The following is an 18,967-nucleotide window of genomic DNA, read 5'->3' on the forward strand; positions in this document are numbered from 1 at the left end:
AAGGCGGGCTGATGTCAGCCCGCCGCTGCAATCAACTCGCGGGTATAGTCGGTCTGGGCGTTTTCGAACAATGCCTCGGCCGCACCCATTTCCACCACATCCCCATTTCGCATGACGATCACGTTGTGCGAAATGGCCCGTACGACTTTCAGGTCATGGCTGATGAACAGGTAAGCCAGACCGTATTTCTTCTGCAGATCACGCAGCAGATCAACGATCTGAACCTGCACCGTCATGTCCAGCGCGCTGGTCGGCTCGTCCAGTACCAGCAGTTTGGGCCGCAAAACCATCGCGCGCGCAATGGCGATACGCTGGCGCTGTCCGCCTGAGAACTCGTGCGGATACCGGTCCATCGCCGCTGGATCCAGTCCCACTTCGGTCATCACCTCAGCGACCAGCTCACGCGGGGCGCGGTGAGGGTCAATGTTGTGAATGGCCAGACCTTCCGCGATGATCTGCTGACAGGTCATGCGTGGGCTAAGGCTGCCGAACGGGTCCTGAAACACGATCTGCATATCCTTGCGCAGCCTGCGCAATTCGCGGGTAGACCATCTTCGCACATCCTGATCGCGGAAGGTGATGCCGCCTTCGGACGCAATGAGGCGCATGATCGCCAGCGCCAGCGTGGTCTTGCCCGAGCCGCTTTCGCCGACGATTCCCAAAGTCTCACCCGCGCGCACGCTAAACGTGGCGTCATTCACAGCCTTCACATAGCCAACGGTACGCTTCAGAAATCCGCGCTGGATTGGGAACCAGACCTTCAGGTGATCGGTGCGCGCGACCTCTTCCGCGTCTGAGGCAACCGGTTCGGGCTGACCCGAAGGTTCCGCGGCCAAGAGTTTCCGGGTATAGGGATGCTGTGGGTTGTCAAAGATGTCCTGCGTGACACCGGTTTCGACAATCTCACCATCCTTCATCACACAAACACGGTCGGCAATCCGGCGTACGATTCCCAGATCGTGGGTGATGAACAGCATCCCCATATTCTCGGATTTCTGCAATTCGGCCAACAACTCGAGTATCTGCGCCTGAATGGTCACGTCCAACGCCGTTGTCGGTTCGTCGGCTATCAGGATGTCCGGTTTGTTGGCCAGCGCCATCGCGATCATCACCCGCTGCCGTTGTCCGCCAGACAACTGGTGCGGATAGCTGTCCAACCTATCCTCAGGGTCGCGGATACCAACTTTGGTCAGCAGCTCCAAAATCCGACCTCGTGCCGCGTCGCCGGTCACCCCCTGATGCAGCGCCAGCAATTCCGCCATTTGCTTCTGAATCGTGTGCAGCGGGTTCAGCGAGGTCATCGGCTCCTGAAAGATGAAGCTGATGTCATTGCCACGGACATCCATAAGATGCTGCTCGGACGCACCGATCAACTCTTGCCCATCATAGGTCACCGATCCTTCGACCAGTGCACTGTCACCCAGCAGTGACACTGTCGACAAAGCCGTCACGGATTTGCCTGAACCGGATTCACCCACCAATGCAACGGTTTCGCCCCGATCTACTGTGAAGGAAACGCCTTTGACTGCGGCACTGACCTGACCGTCCTGCCGAAACGAGACCTTGAGGTTGTTCACATCCAGCAAGCTCATGAGAAGGTCTTTCTAGGATCAAACGCATCCCGCACGCCTTCGAAAATGAAGACCAGTAGCGACAGCATGATGGCAAAGGTGAAAAAGGCAGTGAAAGCCAGCCACGGGGCTTGCAGGTTCTGTTTTGCCTGCAAGGTCAGCTCTCCCAAAGACGGTGCCGAAGATGGCAAACCAAAGCCCAGATAATCCAGCGAAGCCAGGCCGCCGATGGTTCCTGTGACAATGAACGGCATGAACGTCAGGGTGGCCACCATTGCATTGGGCAGCATATGACGGAACATGATGGTCATGTTGCCGACGCCCAGCGCACGCGCGGCGCGTACATATTCAAGGTTCCGCGCCCGCAGAAACTCGGCGCGCACCACGCCGACCAATCCGGTCCAACTGAACAAGATCATCAGCGCAACCAACAGCCAGAAACTTCGGCCCAGAACAGCGAACATGATGATGATCACATATAACGAAGGCGTCGCTGACCAGATCTCGATGATCCGCTGAAAGATCAGATCCAGCCAACCGCCGAAGAACCCTTGAATGGCACCAGCGAAAATACCGATCAGGCTGGCGGCACCGGTCACAAGCAGTGTGAACAGGATCGACAAGCGGAACCCGTATATCACGCGAGCCAGCACATCGCGTTTAGTGTCATCCGTGCCCAACAGGTTCTGACCGTTCGGCGGTAAGGGCGCGGCCCCCGGTCGGTCTACCGACGTATTGAAGGAGTATGGGATCAACGGCCAAAGCGCCCAGCCGCGCTCGAACCCTTCCGCCTGGAAAGTCCCGGCGTCGATTTGTTCTATGATGCCTTCGGGATCGTCGAAACACTCTTCCAGTCCGCCGCTATCGATCAAGCATTGAACCTCGGGATCGCGATAAATGGCTTCCGTCTGGAAGTCCCCACCAAATTCGGTTTCTGCATAGAAATTGAAGATGGGCGTATAGAAATCACCCCGGTACTTCACGAGGATGGGTTTGTCATTTGCGATGAACTCGGCGCACAGGGACAGGCCAAACAACACCGAAAAGATGATCAACGACCAGAACGCGCGCCTGTTGCGGCAGAAGTTGCTCCAGCGGCGCTGGTTCAGAGGAGAGAGTGCCATTTACCCCTCCCGCTTTTCGAAATCGATGCGTGGATCGACCAGCACATACATCAGATCGCTGATGATCCCCACAACCAGCCCCATAAGGCCGAAGATGAACAAGGTGCCAAAAATCACCGGATAGTCCCGCGCCACAGCGGCCTCGAACCCCAGACGGCCCAGACCGTCGAGCGAGAAGATGGTCTCGATAATGATCGAACCACCGAAGAACACGCCGATAAACACCGCCGGAAAACCGGCAATTACGATCAGCATCGCGTTTCTAAAGACATGACCATAAAGAACTTTGCGTTCGCTCAGTCCTTTGGCACGGGCCGTCATGACATACTGCTTTTTGATTTCATCCAGAAACGAGTTCTTGGTCAGCAGCGTCAGCGTCGCAAAGGCCGAGATCGTGAGCGCTGTTGTTGGAAGTGCAATGTGCCAGAAATAGTCCGCAATCTTGCCGAAGAGGCTGAGGCTCTCCCAGTTGTCCGAGGTCAGACCCCGCAGCGGGAAGATCTGCCAGTAAGACCCACCCGCGAACAGCACCAGCAGGAGGATCGCAAACAGAAAGCCCGGGATCGCATAGGCCACGATGATCGCTCCGCTGGTCCAGGTATCGAACTGTGATCCATCTTTGATCGCTTTGCGAATGCCCAGCGGGATAGAAACCAGATAAGCAATCAGGGTCGACCACAGACCCAATGAAATTGAAACCGGCATCTTTTCAAGCACCAGATCAATCACGCTGATCGAACGGAAATAGCTCTGCCCGAAGTCTAACGTCAGATAGTTGCCCATCATGATCAGGAAACGTTCCAGAGGCGGTTTGTCGAATCCGAATTCTTTTTCCAGCTCAGCAATGAACTCGGGCGGCAGGCCGCGCGCACCGACATATTTATCATCGAAAACACCACCTGCAGGTTCAGAACCTGCGCCAGCATCGCCTCCACCCGCAAATCCGGCAAATACGTCCCCCTGACCTTCGATCTGCGCGATGATCTGTTCGACCGGTCCACCCGGCACGAATTGTACCAGCGTGAAGTTGACGATCATGATGCCCAAAAGGGTCGGAATGATCAGCAACAAGCGTCTTAAAATATAGGCGCCCATATTATCGCAGCGCGCCTTTCGCTTTCAATGCAGACTCTTTTTCCGGATTGATCCACCACAAATCCAGATGACCCAGCGAATAGGGCGGCAGGTTTTCGGGGTATTCGTACATATCGTAATAGGCCGTCCAGTAATCAGCGATGAATCCCACGGGGACCACAAAGAACTCATAACGCAAGGCGCGATCAAGCGCCGTCAGTGCCGTGTCCTGATCTGCCTGATTGTCGGTTTCAAAAGACGCTTCAATGATTGCGTCAACCAGGGGGCTGGCCAAACCCGCTGGATTAAAGAGGCTGAATGCAGCTTCTTCCGATCCATACATCTGGCTTAACCCGCCGCCAGTGGACAGGAATGACCCGTAGCGTGTGGAATAGACCATATCGTAGTCCCGCTCACGGCTGCGCAGGGTGTATTGTGCCGGGTCAACCTTTTCAGCCGATGCGTCCACACCAATAGACTGCAAGTTCTGAACATAGGTTTCGATCATGGTTGCTGTCGATGTCGGCAGGTTTGAAGGATAGGGGATATTCACCTTCAATGTCTGCCCTTCCGCATTGCGCCGCACATTGCCATCACCAACAGGCCAACCGGCCTCGTCCAGTATTTTCGCCGATTTGCGAAGATTTCTCCGATCGTTCAAACGCGCAGGGTTTGACTCGTGGGCCAAGACAGCGGGCTCTGTCAGAAGGTCTTCGGGCACAACGTCACCCAACGCTTGCAAAAACGCCAGCTCATCACCTTCAGGCAGACCTTTTGCCTCAAGCGGGGTGCCTTGAATGAAGGAATTGCGCGGCGCATTCAGCCCGAACAGCAAAGACTCGTTTGCCCATTCGAAATTAAAGGCTAAGGCAAGGGCTTTGCGGACGTTCTTGTCTGCAAATTGCGGTTTTCCCAGATTGAATACAAAACCCGACGGGGTCGGCGGGCTGCCATCCACGATTTCATCGCGAACGACCACGCCTTCGTTCAGCTTCGGGAAATCATACCCCGTCGCCCAAAGCTTGGGGTCGCTTTCGATACGCAGCGTGTACTCACCGGCTTTGAAACCTTCGAACGCCGCGGTCTGATCAGCGAAATACTCGACACGGATTGTGTCGAAATTGTTCCGACCAACATTGAAGGGCAGATCCTTGCCCCAATAATCATCACGGCGCTTGTAAACGATCCGACGATTGATGTCGTAGCTATCAAGCTTATACGGACCTGATCCAACCGCAACTTCCAGACGCGGTTCATCCAAACGCCTGAACTCATCCGCTTCGAACCATGCTTTGGAAAATACAGGGGTCGCGCCGACTGTTTCGATCAGGCTGCGGCGGGTTACTTCGGGATTAAACGAGAACTTGACCGTATGTTCATCCAGCGCTTCGGCCCCCGTCACCATACGACCCACAGCCTGCGCGTACGACGGCAAGCCCTGTTCGATGAACAGGCGATGGCTATAGACGACATCTTCCGCCGTTACCGGAGTGCCATCCCAAAAGGTTGCTTCGGGCCGCAGGTGAAAGATAACGTAGTTCCGCCCTGCATCATACTCCAGACTTTCTGCCAATACTCCGTAATACTGACCGACACTGTCATCAGCACTATCAAAAAGGCGATCATATTGCAGTGTCGTCAGCGCGCCAGCGCGCCCCTTGCGAGAATAAGGATTGAGAGAATCGAACGTTCCCGAGGCAGCTAAAGATAGCTCACCGCCTTTAGGAGCATCCGGGTTCACGTAGTTCAGATGCGTGTAATCAGCAGGATAGTCCAGATTACCAAAATACGAATACCCATGACTGCTGGTGACACCATCATCCAAAGCCTGCACGACTTGCGGAGCGATCAAAGCCGTGCACAGCCCCAATATGCTAGCCCAGGGCCGTAATTTAAGATCACGCGCAGCGGGCATCAGGGATTTCATGTGGCTCGTCCTCTCGGTCAGTGTCTTCACCAATGTCGTAACCGCTAGCTAAAGTGCCAACGCTAACAGTTTCAAGTTTAGAATGCGTGAGCGCTTTGTGAAGTTTCCTTCAGACAAAAAAAGCCGCTGCACAGGGCAGCGGCCTTGGAAATCTTTGATCTGACGGGCAATCAGTTGCCGATTGTCTGCAGGTAAGCAATCACATCTGCGCGATCCTGCGGCTTTTTCAGACCCGCAAAGCTCATCGATGTGCCCGAGATGTAGGCGCTTGGGCGTTCCAGGAAGGCATCCAAAGCCTCAGGCGTCCAGTTGCCGCCATGCGCCTGCATGCTGGCCGAGTAGCCTGTAAAGCCCTTAGCCGACGCAACAGGACGGTCCACAACAGCGTACAGGTACGGGCCAGTACCGTTTGCGCCGTCTTCCAGCTTGTGGCAGGCAGTGCATTTGCGGAACACTCTTGCACCTTTTTCGACGTCAGCGGCGGCCAGCAGGTCTTCAAAGACCACTTCTTCACCATCAGCGCTTTCGCCCGAGCTTTCGGTTTCGATAATGTAGGCGGCCTCAGCGTGGCCATGGCCACCGGAAGAATAGAGGACATCAGCCCCCCATTTGGCCAGAAGCAGCACCAGGAAAGTGCCGAACAGGCCTGCGGCGGCCTTGGTAACTGTCATCGTGTCGAACATTGATCGCGAGTCCATTTCAGCTGTCTGGGCTGCTGTCTAAGGCTTCCCCTTGCGAGAGGCAAGGTATAGACACCGCGACGAAACGACCAAATCGCGAACTTGTTGCATGGAATCGACCAAATGACCAATCGCATCGCATTTCAGGGCGAACCAGGCGCCTATAGCCACGAAGCATGTCGGAACGCACGGCCCGAAATGGAGGCCCTGCCCTGCCGGACTTTCGAAGATGTGATCGAATCGGTTCGTTCAGGTGCGGCGGATCTGGCGATGCTGCCGGTTGAAAACACGACCTACGGACGAGTCGCCGATATTCACCGGCTGTTGCCTCATAGTGGCTTGCATATCATCGACGAAGCATTTGTGCGGGTACATATCAACCTGTTGGGCGTCCCCGGCGCAAAACTGGAAGACATTACCGAGGCACATTCCCATCTTGTGCTGCTGCCGCAATGCGCAGGATTTCTGAAACAGCATGACATTCGCGGACGCGTCAGCCCCGACAACGCCCGCGCGGCGCGCGAAGTGGCTGAGGTGGGCGACCTGCACTCTGCGGCGCTGGCCAGTGAGTTGGCTGGTGAGATCTACAACCTGAATGTGCTGGCCCGCCACATCGAGGACAGCGACGACAACACGACCCGTTTCCTTGTGATGTCTCGACAGGCCGACCTGGCGCGTCGCGGAGAACATGGAATGATCACCAGCTTTGTGTTTCAGGTCCGCAACATCCCTGCGGCGCTGTACAAGGCGATGGGCGGCTTTGCCACCAACGGCATCAACATGACCAAGCTGGAAAGCTACATGGTTGACGGGTCGTTCACTGCGACGCAGTTTTATGCAGATATCGTTGGTCATCCGGATGACCGGAACGTTCGGTTGGCCATGGACGAGTTGGAACACTTCACAACCAATGTGGAAATCCTGGGCGTCTATCCGGCAGCGCAGCCCCGCGGCTAGGCTACTCTTCCTTAGGTTGGGCGAATTCAGATTGGCGCAGGTTGCTGCGCCACGCCTTAAGGATCGTTTCCACGTTGACCTCCGGATCTTCGGTCGATTGGACCTCGATATCGTAGACCCGACCACTGTGTATGACCGCGTGATCGCGCGCGGCGCTGCCGATCGGACGATCGCCGCGCGAACGTTCACGCGTCTTCAACTCGGCAAGTGGACAGTGAACCGCAACAAACAGCACATCAAAAGGATGAAGCAGCCTGTGCAGGTCTTCAACCCAACCCGGCGTATCCAGAATGTGTTCCAAAATCAGATTGTTGCCCGCTGCTGCATAGGCGGCGAGCGACCGATGAAACCCGTCGAAAACAGCGGATCTGTCAGTGCGCCAATCAAATTCTTCGCTGCTGTAGCGCACCAGCGGAAGAACCCCGGGCTCGCGTAAGTGATCTATGGAGACATGCCAGAACGGCAGTTCGATCCTTTGTTGCAGAGCTTTTGCCAAGGTGGATTTTCCGCTGCTTGATGCACCGTGCAGAAAGATGATGTGCGACATCCAAACCTCGTCTGACCAATCAACCCAAGGAACAAAGCGGCGGCTTTTTTATGCACCGTGCAGATGCCGCTGCTCCAACTCGCGTGCAAACTCACTCAGCCGGGATTGCAGTTGTTTGCGGAATCGGGTCTGACCCAGTTTCACCGATTGCAACAACAGACGTGCAGGCAGGGTTTTGGCCGCCAGTGACATCTCAAGGCTCAGGCGCGTTCTACGCGGCGACAGGGCCAGAAAATCAACACTGGTCAGACCGGTCATGCCCTTGCTGGACGCTTCAAATCGCATTTGCGAAGGCCGGTCAAAATCCGTCATCACCACCGACATTTGGCGCAGCTTGCCGCGCAGCTTGAACTCTGTCTGCCACTCAGTCCCGGCAACAAAGACCGCTTCGGACCCCAAGCGCCGTACGTCGATTCCCCGGCGCATGGCCATACGTTCGAACCGTCCGAAATCCGACACCATGTCGAACACTGCGTTAATGGGGGCTTCGATATCCTCACGGGCTGAAAACTGCATGATACCCTTTGATGTTTATGGCCGCGCCAATATTTCGTCAGTCCAGCGTATCCGCAAGCCAGTTCTCAAGCAGAAAATGTGCAATTGCACCCTTGCGGGCGGGCAAAAGGCTTGGATGATCCCCGGCAAATGCCTGCATCATCTCGGATTTGCTGACCCACATCGCCTCTTCAATCTCAACGGGATCAATCACGATGTCACGCGCCAGTGCCTCGCCCGCGCAGCCAAACATCAGCGAAGCCGGGAATGGCCAGGGTTGACTGGACAGATAGGATACGTTTCCGACCGGAACGCCCGCTTCTTCCATCACCTCGCGGCGCACCGCAGCTTCCAGCGTTTCTCCGGGTTCGACAAATCCCGCCAATAGCGAAAACATACCCTCGGGCCAGCCCGGAGACCGGCCCATCAACACACTGTCACCATGTGTGATCAGCATGATCACAACCGGGTCGGTGCGCGGGAAATGTTGCCCACCGCATGACGGGCAACTGCGTTGCCAACCGCCCTGAGACATCTCGCTGGCAGCCCCACAGCGCGCGCAAAACCGATGCGTTTCGTGCCAGCCGATAACGGCTTTGGCCGTGGCCGCCAATTCGGCATCGCGCGGCGACAATCGCGTCATGATCCGGCGCAATTCAGCAAACACATATCCCTCTGGCAAATCCGGGTGCTGCTGCTCGGATTTGTCCACGAACTCTCCCAGACCGGTCAGGTCCAGACCTTCTGCGGTCCAGGCCGAGATATCCACCGCGAACAATGGCGTGTCTTCAGCGGAAAGGCCCAAAAAAACAGGAGCCTCAATGACCCCGCCAGGTCCCGCGCTGACCAGCGAGTGCGTCATTGGAAGCAGAGCAAGCTGATCCAGCCCTTGGCCCGTAACCAGAACTTTACCGCGCCAGATCATCATGCACGCCGCCGCCGGGTGGCTTTGCGCCGCCGTCAACGTTTCGGCATTTCCGCGCATATGGGCCGCCCGATCCAGACCCGAGCCGCCAAAGGTCACCTGCTCTGCGTTTTTCATTGGAATTCCTTTTGGTCCCTGGCACAGGGCTGCCATGTCTCAGACCGTGTTGCAATGGCAATTCAAACACGCGCAACACGCATGTCTGCCGCTGAAAAGCCGCATGGCGGCCCCGGAAAAATCATTTAGGTTACGCTTTGTAAGAATTAATCAATAACCCTATTCAAAAGCAGACCATTCAAAGTGAAGCAAAACCCTTCGACGCAGGTGCCCTCCGAAAAAAACCGTGGGCATGTGCGTATTCTGGCAACAACCGACCTGCATATGAACCTGACAGGTTTTGACTATTACACGGATACTCCTGACCCGACGCTAGGATTGACGCGCACCGCCAGCCTGATCCGCAAAGCCCGCCAAGAAGCAAGGGATGCTTTGGTTCTGTTGGTGGACAATGGGGATGCAATTCAGGGCACGCCGTTGGGCGAGTGGGCGGCCCAGAACGACGTGCCGCATCCGGTCATGCAAGCCTTTGCGGCGCTGGAGTACGACGCCATAGGTCTCGGCAACCATGATTTTGGTTTTGGGCTGCCGGTATTGGACAATATCATCTCGCAAGCCCCTTGCCCGGTCCTGTGCAGCAACCTGCATCGATCGGGTAGCCTGCAAGCATGGCAGGGATTTGCGATATTGGACCGCACCGTGCCATTGGGTGGCAAAGATATACCCCTTCGCATCGGCTTGATATCCGTTCTTCCGCCTCAAACCACCCGCTGGGAAGAGCATCACCTGAACGGAGAGGTCACAGCCGAAGACATCCTGCCCTCGGCAGGCGACCTGTCAAAACGACTGCGCGCTGAAGGATGTGACCTTATCGTTGCTCTGGCGCATTCCGGCCTGGGCCAAACAGAGCCGGTGGAAGGGATGGAGAATGCCATAATTCCCTTGGCCGCCATCGACGGAATCGACGCCATTGTCGCCGGGCATACGCATCTGACCCTTCCGAGTCGCACCGATACCAACGCCCAATATCTCGATCACGCAAACGGGCTGGTGCATGAAACCCCGGTTGTCATGGCCGGGTCGGCCGGATCTTATCTTGGTGTCATCGATCTTGTTATTTCTCCGCAACCGAATGGCGGATTAAACATTGAAGAATGTCGCGTGGACCTGCGCCCGGTTTGCGCGAGCGGAATCGCGGTCGAGGAAGACCAGGATATAGTGCGTCTGTTCACCGACGCCCATCGTCAGACACGTAGCGCGGTTGCCAAACCCGTCGCGCGCGTATCAGAATCCATGCACAGCTATTTCAGTTTTTGCGCACCGGATCGCGGCTTGGCTCTGGTTGCTGCGGCGCAGGCTGCCGCTTTGCGCTCTTTCTTGCACGGTTCCGCTTTGGAAGAGTTACCTCTTTTGTCAGCCGTGGCGCCTGGGAAATGCGGTGGGCGCGCTGGCCCGCGGCATTTTACAGATGTCCCGGCGGGGGAAATATGCCTGCGTCATGTCGCAGACCTGTATCCGTTTCCCAATGAACTGCGCGCGATCCAGATCACCGGCTCTGACGTGCTGGATTGGCTGGAAATGTCGGCAAGCGTGCTCAACCAGCTGTCACATGATACAGAAGCGGACTTAGTAAACCCCGAACGTGCCGGTTACAATTTCGACGTCATCTTCGGCCTGTCCTATCAAATCGATCCATCGCAACCTGCGCGCTTCGACAGTGATGGTCGGTTGGTCGATCTTGACAACAGACGAATTCGCAATCTGACATTCGGTGGCCAACCTGTTCAACCTGCGCAAAGATTTGTCTTGGCCAGCAACAACTACCGCGCCAGCGGAGGCGGACATTTTCCTGCCGCCTCTGCGGCCCAACGCATCAACCTACCACCGCTCGACATCAAGGAACTGACGCGGGATTACCTGTCTCGTCGCCTTCCGCCCGACCCAATAGCGCGGCACCCCTATCCGTTTACACTGACAGCTCAAACGGGCGTAAATGCCTTGCTTCGAACAGGTCCCGGTGCCCTTGAACACATGGATGAGCTGCGCATGTTCAACGCCCAATTGCTAAGTCCTGATGAAGCCGGGTTCGAGCGGATCCGTCTGACGTTCTGACGGGTTGTCTTTTGCCCTCGCCTTCCCTATATCCAGAGTCGAGAGGTTGGCGCGGGCGAGCGCCTCGCCAACCTGGTCAGGTCCGGAAGGAAGCAGCCACAACGAGCCCCGCTTGGGTCGATGTCCAACCTCTCACTTTCCCCTCACATACCTAATTGGTGATACGCGGTCTCACCCAAAACGTGTTCAGATGTCGACAAAGCGTGGCCAAAGGGCCGCGTTACGACGGGCAAAAGCCCCAATATGCCCAACTTCAGACAACTCGAAATCAGCAGGTTTCAGCAGATGTCGTTTGGCCTTGGGGCCATAGAGATCGGCAAGCCGCCATACCGCCTCGGGTGGGACCATCTGGTCATCTTCAAAAGTAAACAGATCCACTGGTTTTTCAGTTTCTGTCCAACGCGCATCAGGCAACCCGGCTCCGATCTCGGGCACGTAACTCGAAGGAGCGGTGCACCATTTACGCCATTGCCAGTAGACCGATTCCGGCAAATCCGCACCAAAACCGATTGCCTTTCCGGGTAAATACCCAAGCGCTTTGACCAGCAATGGGGCGTGCCCATACCAGAACACCCCGGCCAATCCACGGTAGGGCCATGGGTGATCGTTCAGGGTCACAAGCCCAGAACACACGCAAATCATCCGGTCGGTTTTGTCGATATCGGGCTGTACGGGTCCCAGCATGGCACCTACGGAATGACCAATCGTCCATTGTTGTGCACCAGGAAAACGTCTGCGCATTTCCGCCCGCGCCGCTGGCATATCGATCAAGGCCCAATCCGCCATTGTCGCACGCGCATCCTTCATGCGACCGGTCAGAGAATGCCCGAAATCCCGGTAATCATAGGTTAGGCACGCCATACCGCGCTCGGCGGCCAGCCAACGCGCGAAGTGGCGATAATAGTCGCGTGGCACGCCTGTGGCACTGTTCAGCACAACCACTGTGCTGGGTTCAGACAAGGGTCGGTACAGGCGCGCTGAAAGGGTTGATGACCCGGACGGAAAGAGGAACTCTTCGGTTAATACCGTCTGTTCTGTATCCAACATGATCCCTGATCCTGCGCCAAAAACTAGTTTCTTATTTCAATGATGGGAACTCTACGCGGGAAGTTGTCACCCATCCAGCATGACCAAACGTCGGGGCCAAAGATCCGCTTGACTCGGAACCGGATCAGACGCTAGCGATTGTGTGATGGTTCCTGTCCCCCACAAGGGGTCGGGATGAAAAGGGAACACGGTGCGGTTCCGTCTGGTCATCCGGACGCTAACCAATGCCGCGACTGCCCCCGCAACTGTAAGCGGTGAGCAATGCCGAAACGCCACTGGCCCCGAGGGCTGGGAAGGTCGGCAAAGCCATGACCCGCAAGTCAGGAGACCTGCCATCGAAACTGAAACCGAAACTCGGGCGGGGTGTCCGGGCAGGTCCTGACTGCACTTCGCTGTCCCACCTGACCCGATCCTTCTGTCCACCACGCGCGGAGGGCGCAGGATGATCTGGAAGACAAAGACGCATGAATACAGCGCAACGGTATGTCAGCGGACGGGCAAAACCTGCCCCGCCCTGGCGCGGCTGGCGCGCTCGATCTCCGAGGCTATGATACAAGCTTCGGCTGCCACAGGCGACGACTTCGAGTTTGACGGTAGTAGTGAGCTTTCACATTGCACAAAAGGGTGTCAGGCAATTTTCCAGGCACAATCAGACAGTGTTCGCGTGTTTTGTGACACGCAGCCCAACGCAGCAATTGAGGACCTGAACCTCTATGCTGATCTGATTTTTGGAAACACGTTCCGCACTCTGCCATCTGGCATCATTGCAAACCCACCATGCGCGATGATCGAGGTTGCAACGCTACGGCCCCGGAAAACCGTACACGCACCCGAACAGCTTTCGGCCTGAGATCACACCACCTGCGCCGGGGAAACCCGGGCCGCCCAAGCCAGCTGCGCGTCTGTTTCCACGGCACAGGGGCGCAGCGACCGCAGACGCTCCAGCGCCTTGTCAGCCCGTTCGCCGCACTCGACCATCAGACGCAGAACAACCATCCCCGACCTGCCACAGCCGCCCCGACAATGCACCAATACCCGGCCTCCGCCAGCCAGGGCGTGCCGGGCGGCGGCGCTGACATCTGGCCACGCCTCTTCAACCGCCGCCGTTGGTGCGCCAAAGTCTTCGATCGGCAGATGCACCCACCGGCTGGCGCGGCTTTGAATATCGCTGCCAAAATCCCGCGCCCCGTGCTGAAGCATCTCGACATCCGTTGTCATTGAAATCACCAGCCCCGGCTTCCACGCTGCAATCGTATCCAGATCCGGCTCATAATCCCCGCCATGTCCGGGTATCGACGTCAGGGCCAGCGTTCCTCCTGCGACTTGCAGGGCATAGATAACCAGCTGCGACATGAACGTGTGTCCTCCACCAGGAACTCTTTACAAAAATGAGTCTTTAATTTTGTTGGAACAGCTTAGTGCGAATCCGGTCGGAATCTAAATCAAAAATCATCGCGCCTCGCGGTGGACGCGGAAGGCAGCGGCCACTACGCTGAGCCGAAGCACCGAATCCGACCGAGAAAACATGACCGACACGCCCAGCCCCGCCTATCAGGTTCTCGCCCGCAAATATCGCCCGGAAACCTTTGCCGATCTGGTGGGTCAGGATGCCATGGTACGCACCCTGAAAAACGCATTCGAAGCGGACCGGATTGCGCAGGCTTTCATCATGACCGGCATTCGCGGCACCGGCAAAACCACCACCGCGCGGATCATCGCCAAGGGTATGAACTGCATCGGCCCCGACGGCAATGGCGGCCCGACGACCGAGCCTTGCGGGCAATGCGAACATTGCGTGGCGATCATGGAAGGCCGCCATGTCGATGTGATGGAGATGGACGCCGCCAGCCGGACCGGTGTGAATGACATTCGCGAAATAATCGACAGTGTCCGCTATCGCGCCGCCAGCGCGCGTTACAAGATCTACATCATCGACGAGGTCCACATGCTTTCGACCAGCGCTTTCAACGCGCTGCTCAAGACGCTCGAGGAACCGCCTGAACATGTGAAGTTTATCTTCGCAACAACCGAAATCCGCAAAGTGCCGGTCACGGTTCTGTCCCGCTGTCAGCGCTTCGATCTGCGCCGGATCGAGCCCGAAGATATGATCGGGCTTCTGCAAAAGATCGCAACCGCCGAAGATGCCCAAATCGCCGATGACGCGCTGGCGCTGATCACACGTGCCGCGGAAGGATCGGCACGGGATGCAACCTCGCTGCTGGATCAGGCGATTTCGCACGGGGCGGGTGAAACCACTGCCGAGCAGGTCCGCGCAATGCTGGGCCTTGCGGACCGTGGCCGCGTTCTGGACCTGATGGACATGATCCTGCGGGGCGACGCAGCGGGTGCGCTGACGGAACTCAGCGGGCAATACGCTGAGGGCGCAGACCCTCTGGCCGTCTTACGCGATCTGGCCGAAATCACACATTGGGTGTCCGTCGTTAAAATTACGCCCGACGCTGCCGAAGATCCAACTGTTTCGCCTGACGAACGGAGCCGTGGCCAGCACATGGCCGAGGCGCTGCCGATGCGTGTCCTGACTCGGATGTGGCAGATGTTGCTGAAAGCGCTCGAAGAAGTCTCGGCCGCGCCCAATGCCATGATGGCCGCTGAGATGGCCGTTATCCGCCTGACCCATGTTGCTGATCTGCCCAGCCCTGAAGAACTGATCAAACGGCTGCAGGACACTCCAACGCCTCCAACTGGTGGGCCGAATGGCGGAGTATCAGCCCCCCGGCAGGGTGCAATGCCAGCGCGGGCCAGCGCGGCCCCGGCACCTTCCTACGTTTCGACCCCTCGCGGCCCAAGCGGCGCGCCAGTTGCTGCATTGGCTCAGGATGTGCAGACGGCTCTCGCCCGGTTCCCGACTTTTGATCACGTGGTCGAACTGATCCGCGCCAACCGCGACGTAAAACTGCTGGTCGAAGTGGAAAACGGCGTGCGACTTGTGTCTTATCAGCCCGGTCGGATCGAGTTCACCCCAGCCACGCAGGCACCGACAGACCTTGCGCCCAGGCTGGGTTCGGCCCTGCAACGCTGGACCGGAAACCGGTGGGCTGTCTCGATCGTCTCGAACGGGGATGCGCCGACAATTGCTGAAATTCGGGACAAGGCCGAACTGGCTTTGAAAGCCGAAGCCGAACAACACCCGCTGGTTCAGGCTGTACTGGCTCAATTTCCCAAGGCCAGGATCACAAAGATCGAGACACCGGAACAGCGCGCCGCCCAAGTCGAGACCGAGGCGCTGCCCGAAGTCGAGGATGAGTGGGACCCGTTCGAAGAGGATTGAGCCGGTGACGCGTCTATTGAGGTTACCGTGATCACCCGGTTCCAAAATCTAAGTCTCGGCAAAGCCCGTGCGGCAAACCCAATCCTTGCCTTCACATAACGCGCAACCTGCCACTGCGCGACAAAGGGAGGCGCGTTTCCAAAGACCTCACCTTCAAACGCGGGAACCCTTGTGCCACGCGGCTGCGGCCCGTATTTAGAACCCAAGCAGAGATACAGGAGAATACTATGCTGAAAGGACTCGGCGGGCTTGGCGGTCTGGGTGACATGGCCAAGATGATGAAATCCGCGCAGGACCTGCAAACCAAGATGACCGAAATGCAGGAAGAGCTGAACAACATGATGGTTGTCGGTGAATCCGGGGCTGGACTGGTCAAGGCGACTGCAACCGCCAAAGGCGAACTGAAAGGTCTGGATATTGATCCGTCGATCTTCAACGGTGACGACAAGGAAGTGGTCGAAGACCTGATCCTGGCGGCTATAAAAGATGCACAAACCAAAGCCGCTGAACGTTCGCAGGAAGAAATGGCCAAACTGACCGAAAGCATGGGCTTGCCCGCAGACATCAAGCTGCCGTTCTGAGCTTCATCTTTTTAAAAATACTCCCGCCGGAGGCTCCCTCCGGCGCAAGACAGGACAGGCCATGAGTTCGAACAGCGATATCGAAAACCTGATCGACCTTATGGCCAAACTGCCCGGCCTCGGCCCGCGTTCGGCCCGTCGCGCTGTGCTGCACCTGATCCGAAAACGCGCTTTGCTGCTGACACCTTTGTCTGATGCCATGCAGCAAGTCGCCGTGACCGCCCGCGAATGCCTGAACTGCGGGAACGTGGGCACCACCGATATCTGTGACATCTGCAATTCCGAAGACCGCGCAACCGGAGAGTTGTGCGTGGTCGAAGACGTGGCCGACCTCTGGGCGATGGAGCGCGCGGGCGTATTTAAAGGCCGCTATCACGTTCTCGGCGGCACGCTGTCGGCGCTGGACGGGGTTGGCCCGGACGAGTTGCGCATTCCCCGCCTCAAAGACCGAGTGATGGTCGAGGGGATTACCGAGATCATCCTTGCCCTGAATGCCACCGTCGATGGCCAGACCACGGCGCATTACATTGCTGATCAGTTGGAAGGACAGGTTCGCCTGACCTCACTGGCGCAGGGCGTGCCGATTGGCGGAGAATTGGATTATCTGGATGACGGGACGATTACAGCCGCGCTCAGGGCGCGGAAGGAAATATAGCGGGCCGTATTAGACCAGGGCGACAACTGCATTGTCGCCCCAACGCTTATCAAAGCATGTTCGCAGGCTTCAGGTGTAGGCACCAGACGAGTAGGTCAGCTCATAGGAGTGGCTGTAGAGTTCGAATACGATACCAAATGGGTCTTCAACATAGACCATGCGGTAAGGCTTTTCTCCGGGGTAATAGTGCCGGATCGGCATGCGCTGTTTTCCACCAGCCTGCACAATCTTCTCGACCAGACCTTCGACATCGGGGTCCTGAATGCAAAAGTGAAACGTTCCATTTCTGCGGAAATCGATGTTGTTTTCGGGCGCGTAATTCCCGTCAAACTCAAAAAGTTCAATTCCAATCCGGTCTGCTGTCGCGAGATGTGCGATACGCAGTTTCTTCCAGTCCGGGCCGAAAACATCCGTGCACATGACCCCAATGTCCGAGCCATCCTCGACCACGTCCGTGGGCGGCATGATGACGTAAAACCCCAAGACCTCGGAATAGAACTTTACGGCTTCGTCCACGTTTGGAACAGACAACCCGATATGTGAAAAAGTCCTTGGAAACTGAGACATCGAATGCTCCTTAAACTGCTGAGTCGTAAAACTATTGGTCAGCGATCGGTTTTCAAGTTGCTTCCCAAGCCATCATAGCAGGGTTCACCCTCGCGCATGGATCAAGACCCGGAGTCAAAAAGGTCGCTAAAAAGCAAAAGGGCCTTTGCCTTCCGTACGCGCGTAGTAGAATGCCTAAGACTTGATCCCTTTGATTGGAATACGTTATGACCCGCCTTCTCGCCCTCACCTTCGCCACCTTCACCGCAACTGCCGCCCTGTCGCAGGAACTTGTCGACAAGGGCTTCGTCGAAGGCTGGAACATCATGATGGACCCCGCGCTTGGTAACGGATGCCTGATCCAGACGGTGTATCAGGACCTCTCGGTCGTGCGGCTGGGCTATGACGCGCTGGGTAATCGCGGCTATTTCGCGGTCTACAACAAGGCATGGGGCGACATTAAACAGGGTGAGAGCTATCCGATCCGCTTTGATCTGGACGGCAAAAGCTATGATGCCACTGCGATTGGGTTCAATGAACGGGACGTACCAGGCGCGACTGTCTTCTTCACCGACCGAAGCTTCGTCGACGCAATCGCTCAGAACAAGACAATGACCGTCTACAATCCAGCCGGTGAGGTTGTCATGGCCATCGACCTCAAAGGCACCGCCAAAGCGCTGGACTACGCCCGCGACTGCCAGAACAAGAAGCTTTAACGAATCGGATCGAACAACGCGTCCTTGGCGGTGCAGTCGCGGATCACGTCGCGGCCACAGGGTACGGGATCAAGGTCGCGCGACAGGCACAGGCGGACTTCTTCGATATAACCTTGCTTGCAGGTGACGGTGATCATATCGCGCTCTAGTTCGGGATTGGCCTTCAGAAACGCTTCTTCGACCACTTCGGCGGGTAACATCACGGATGCGTCCAGCTTGCGGAAGACCTCCGGGCGCGCGACCGCGTCATAGGTGCGCCGGGACAGCGCGAAATAGTCGGCTGCCGACAGCCCGGAACAGGTGCCGTGTTTCTTCCACTGGTGCCAGGCCAAGCCCGCACTGCCCTGAATATCTTCCATTTCACGCGTCATGCGTCGGGTCGGCGGTGCTTCGGGCGTTCTGCAATACGACGGCCAACCCTGATGGAACTGTGGCCACAGGCCATGCAATATCCAACCGTGGTCATGCCGCGCATCGCACTGATCGGACCCGCGCGCGTCACCTTCGCGGGCACACCAGTTGGGCGACCAGCTGAGCGACAGAACATAGTAATCGAACTCTCCGGCCTTTTCGCCTTCGGCCAGCGCAACAACCGCGCTGAAGACCCACAATACCAGCCCCGAAATACCTTGGCGCATTCGCCTCTTCCCTTCTTGCCGTGCCG

The 18,967-nt window shown here is 57.1% G+C and carries 19 protein-coding genes, 1 other RNA gene and 1 riboswitch; of the genes, 8 read left to right on the plus strand and 12 right to left on the minus strand.

Annotation, left to right across the window (positions count from 1 at the left end; translation table 11 throughout):
- Positions 1-14 precede the first annotated feature (14 nt).
- The 5 genes from ACXADZ_RS15270 to ACXADZ_RS15290 form a co-directional block, all read right to left on the minus strand.
- Positions 15-1,592: an ABC transporter ATP-binding protein gene (locus ACXADZ_RS15270; RefSeq protein WP_475197614.1), complete on the minus strand. Its 1,578-nt coding sequence runs from the start codon at positions 1,590-1,592 to the stop codon at positions 15-17.
- The gene (locus tag ACXADZ_RS15275) at positions 1,589-2,695 is read right to left on the minus strand and encodes an ABC transporter permease (RefSeq protein WP_171095968.1); all 1,107 of its coding nucleotides are present in this window, start codon (positions 2,693-2,695) and stop codon (positions 1,589-1,591) included. The genes ACXADZ_RS15270 and ACXADZ_RS15275 overlap by 4 nt, the downstream gene beginning before the upstream one ends.
- A complete protein-coding gene (locus tag ACXADZ_RS15280; protein ID WP_475197615.1) occupies positions 2,696-3,790 on the minus strand; it encodes a microcin C ABC transporter permease YejB in 1,095 nt (364 codons plus the stop codon).
- Position 3,791: 1 nt separating this feature from the next.
- Positions 3,792-5,696, minus strand: coding sequence for an extracellular solute-binding protein (locus ACXADZ_RS15285; RefSeq protein WP_475197616.1), 1,905 nt, complete (start codon positions 5,694-5,696; stop codon positions 3,792-3,794).
- 170 nt (positions 5,697-5,866) lie between these two features.
- Positions 5,867-6,379, minus strand: coding sequence for a c-type cytochrome (locus ACXADZ_RS15290; RefSeq protein WP_171096040.1), 513 nt, complete (start codon positions 6,377-6,379; stop codon positions 5,867-5,869).
- Positions 6,380-6,499: 120 nt separating this feature from the next.
- Between ACXADZ_RS15290 and ACXADZ_RS15295 the strand changes: the two genes are divergently transcribed.
- Positions 6,500-7,333 carry a prephenate dehydratase gene (locus ACXADZ_RS15295; protein WP_475197618.1) on the plus strand — a complete coding sequence of 278 codons (834 nt, stop codon included), beginning with the start codon at positions 6,500-6,502 and terminating at the stop codon, positions 7,331-7,333.
- 1 nt (position 7,334) lies between these two features.
- Here ACXADZ_RS15295 and ACXADZ_RS15300 read toward each other — a convergent pair whose 3' ends face one another.
- Genes ACXADZ_RS15300 through nudC form a run of 3 tightly spaced genes read right to left on the minus strand, consistent with a single transcriptional unit; the run spans position 7,335 to position 9,417 of the window.
- Complete coding sequence (locus ACXADZ_RS15300) at positions 7,335-7,880, minus strand: chloramphenicol phosphotransferase CPT family protein (protein WP_475197619.1); 546 nt, start codon at positions 7,878-7,880, stop codon at positions 7,335-7,337.
- Between the two features lie 48 nt (positions 7,881-7,928).
- Positions 7,929-8,396, minus strand: coding sequence for an SRPBCC family protein (locus ACXADZ_RS15305; protein WP_171670510.1), 468 nt, complete (start codon positions 8,394-8,396; stop codon positions 7,929-7,931).
- Between the two features lie 37 nt (positions 8,397-8,433).
- Positions 8,434-9,417, minus strand: coding sequence for an NAD(+) diphosphatase (gene nudC / locus ACXADZ_RS15310; RefSeq protein WP_171670508.1), 984 nt, complete (start codon positions 9,415-9,417; stop codon positions 8,434-8,436).
- Between the two features lie 183 nt (positions 9,418-9,600).
- Between nudC and ACXADZ_RS15315 the strand changes: the two genes are divergently transcribed.
- Complete coding sequence (locus tag ACXADZ_RS15315) at positions 9,601-11,469, plus strand: bifunctional 2',3'-cyclic-nucleotide 2'-phosphodiesterase/3'-nucleotidase (RefSeq protein WP_475197621.1); 1,869 nt, start codon at positions 9,601-9,603, stop codon at positions 11,467-11,469.
- Positions 11,470-11,508: 39 nt separating this feature from the next.
- An RNA gene (gene ffs / locus ACXADZ_RS15320) (signal recognition particle sRNA small type) lies at positions 11,509-11,607 on the plus strand.
- Positions 11,608-11,655: 48 nt separating this feature from the next.
- Here ffs and ACXADZ_RS15325 read toward each other — a convergent pair.
- On the minus strand, positions 11,656-12,516 hold the full coding sequence (locus ACXADZ_RS15325; RefSeq protein WP_475197623.1) for an alpha/beta hydrolase family protein: 861 nt from the start codon (positions 12,514-12,516) through the stop codon (positions 11,656-11,658).
- A 130-nt stretch (positions 12,517-12,646) separates the two neighbouring features.
- Positions 12,647-12,867, plus strand: a riboswitch (cobalamin riboswitch).
- Between the two features lie 91 nt (positions 12,868-12,958).
- On the opposite strand from ACXADZ_RS15325, the gene ACXADZ_RS15330 reads away from it, so the two are divergent.
- Complete coding sequence (locus ACXADZ_RS15330) at positions 12,959-13,366, plus strand: hypothetical protein (protein ID WP_475197625.1); 408 nt, start codon at positions 12,959-12,961, stop codon at positions 13,364-13,366.
- Positions 13,367-13,368: 2 nt separating this feature from the next.
- Here the strand turns inward: ACXADZ_RS15330 and ACXADZ_RS15335 are convergent, their stop codons facing one another.
- Positions 13,369-13,869 carry a protein-tyrosine phosphatase family protein gene (locus tag ACXADZ_RS15335; RefSeq protein WP_475197626.1) on the minus strand — a complete coding sequence of 167 codons (501 nt, stop codon included), beginning with the start codon at positions 13,867-13,869 and terminating at the stop codon, positions 13,369-13,371.
- A 172-nt stretch (positions 13,870-14,041) separates the two neighbouring features.
- Between ACXADZ_RS15335 and ACXADZ_RS15340 the strand changes: the two genes are divergently transcribed.
- The 3 genes from ACXADZ_RS15340 (at position 14,042) to recR (ending at position 17,041) form a co-directional block, all read left to right on the plus strand.
- Positions 14,042-15,805 (plus strand): DNA polymerase III subunit gamma/tau, encoded by a 1,764-nt coding sequence (locus ACXADZ_RS15340; protein ID WP_171670498.1) that lies wholly within the window; start codon positions 14,042-14,044, stop codon positions 15,803-15,805.
- A 227-nt stretch (positions 15,806-16,032) separates the two neighbouring features.
- Positions 16,033-16,386: a YbaB/EbfC family nucleoid-associated protein gene (locus ACXADZ_RS15345; protein ID WP_170347293.1), complete on the plus strand. Its 354-nt coding sequence runs from the start codon at positions 16,033-16,035 to the stop codon at positions 16,384-16,386.
- A gap of 61 nt (positions 16,387-16,447) precedes the next feature.
- Positions 16,448-17,041: a recombination mediator RecR gene (gene recR / locus ACXADZ_RS15350; RefSeq protein WP_475197628.1), complete on the plus strand. Its 594-nt coding sequence runs from the start codon at positions 16,448-16,450 to the stop codon at positions 17,039-17,041.
- A 69-nt stretch (positions 17,042-17,110) separates the two neighbouring features.
- Here the strand turns inward: recR and ACXADZ_RS15355 are convergent, their stop codons facing one another.
- The gene (locus ACXADZ_RS15355) at positions 17,111-17,608 is read right to left on the minus strand and encodes a lactoylglutathione lyase family protein (RefSeq protein WP_171095945.1); all 498 of its coding nucleotides are present in this window, start codon (positions 17,606-17,608) and stop codon (positions 17,111-17,113) included.
- Positions 17,609-17,814: 206 nt separating this feature from the next.
- Between ACXADZ_RS15355 and ACXADZ_RS15360 the strand changes: the two genes are divergently transcribed.
- Positions 17,815-18,303, plus strand: a complete 489-nt coding sequence (locus ACXADZ_RS15360; RefSeq protein ID WP_171670492.1) for a hypothetical protein — start codon at positions 17,815-17,817, stop codon at positions 18,301-18,303.
- On the opposite strand, the gene ACXADZ_RS15365 is transcribed toward ACXADZ_RS15360, so the two are convergent.
- Complete coding sequence (locus tag ACXADZ_RS15365) at positions 18,300-18,941, minus strand: ribonuclease T2 family protein (protein ID WP_171670490.1); 642 nt, start codon at positions 18,939-18,941, stop codon at positions 18,300-18,302. The genes ACXADZ_RS15360 and ACXADZ_RS15365 overlap by 4 nt on opposite strands.
- Positions 18,942-18,967 lie beyond the last annotated feature (26 nt).

This window comes from Ruegeria sp. ABM4_193 (assembly GCF_056158705.1).

Bases quoted from the DNA above. Each gene is read 5' to 3' on its own strand.
- ACXADZ_RS15270 (WP_475197614.1), bottom strand. From the start codon at position 1,592: ATGAGCTTGCTGGATGTGAACAACCTCAAGGTCTCGTTTCGGCAGGAC.
- ACXADZ_RS15275 (WP_171095968.1), bottom strand. From the start codon at position 2,695: ATGGCACTCTCTCCTCTGAACCAGCGCCGCTGGAGCAACTTCTGCCGC.
- ACXADZ_RS15280 (WP_475197615.1), bottom strand. From the start codon at position 3,790: ATGGGCGCCTATATTTTAAGACGCTTGTTGCTGATCATTCCGACCCTT.
- ACXADZ_RS15285 (WP_475197616.1), bottom strand. From the start codon at position 5,696: ATGAAATCCCTGATGCCCGCTGCGCGTGATCTTAAATTACGGCCCTGG.
- ACXADZ_RS15290 (WP_171096040.1), bottom strand. From the start codon at position 6,379: ATGTTCGACACGATGACAGTTACCAAGGCCGCCGCAGGCCTGTTCGGC.
- ACXADZ_RS15295 (WP_475197618.1), top strand. From the start codon at position 6,500: ATGACCAATCGCATCGCATTTCAGGGCGAACCAGGCGCCTATAGCCAC.
- ACXADZ_RS15300 (WP_475197619.1), bottom strand. From the start codon at position 7,880: ATGTCGCACATCATCTTTCTGCACGGTGCATCAAGCAGCGGAAAATCC.
- ACXADZ_RS15305 (WP_171670510.1), bottom strand. From the start codon at position 8,396: ATGCAGTTTTCAGCCCGTGAGGATATCGAAGCCCCCATTAACGCAGTG.
- nudC (WP_171670508.1), bottom strand. From the start codon at position 9,417: ATGAAAAACGCAGAGCAGGTGACCTTTGGCGGCTCGGGTCTGGATCGG.
- ACXADZ_RS15325 (WP_475197623.1), bottom strand. From the start codon at position 12,516: ATGTTGGATACAGAACAGACGGTATTAACCGAAGAGTTCCTCTTTCCG.
- ACXADZ_RS15330 (WP_475197625.1), top strand. From the start codon at position 12,959: ATGATCTGGAAGACAAAGACGCATGAATACAGCGCAACGGTATGTCAG.
- ACXADZ_RS15335 (WP_475197626.1), bottom strand. From the start codon at position 13,869: ATGTCGCAGCTGGTTATCTATGCCCTGCAAGTCGCAGGAGGAACGCTG.
- ACXADZ_RS15340 (WP_171670498.1), top strand. From the start codon at position 14,042: ATGACCGACACGCCCAGCCCCGCCTATCAGGTTCTCGCCCGCAAATAT.
- ACXADZ_RS15345 (WP_170347293.1), top strand. From the start codon at position 16,033: ATGCTGAAAGGACTCGGCGGGCTTGGCGGTCTGGGTGACATGGCCAAG.
- recR (WP_475197628.1), top strand. From the start codon at position 16,448: ATGAGTTCGAACAGCGATATCGAAAACCTGATCGACCTTATGGCCAAA.
- ACXADZ_RS15355 (WP_171095945.1), bottom strand. From the start codon at position 17,608: ATGTCTCAGTTTCCAAGGACTTTTTCACATATCGGGTTGTCTGTTCCA.
- ACXADZ_RS15360 (WP_171670492.1), top strand. From the start codon at position 17,815: ATGACCCGCCTTCTCGCCCTCACCTTCGCCACCTTCACCGCAACTGCC.
- ACXADZ_RS15365 (WP_171670490.1), bottom strand. From the start codon at position 18,941: ATGCGCCAAGGTATTTCGGGGCTGGTATTGTGGGTCTTCAGCGCGGTT.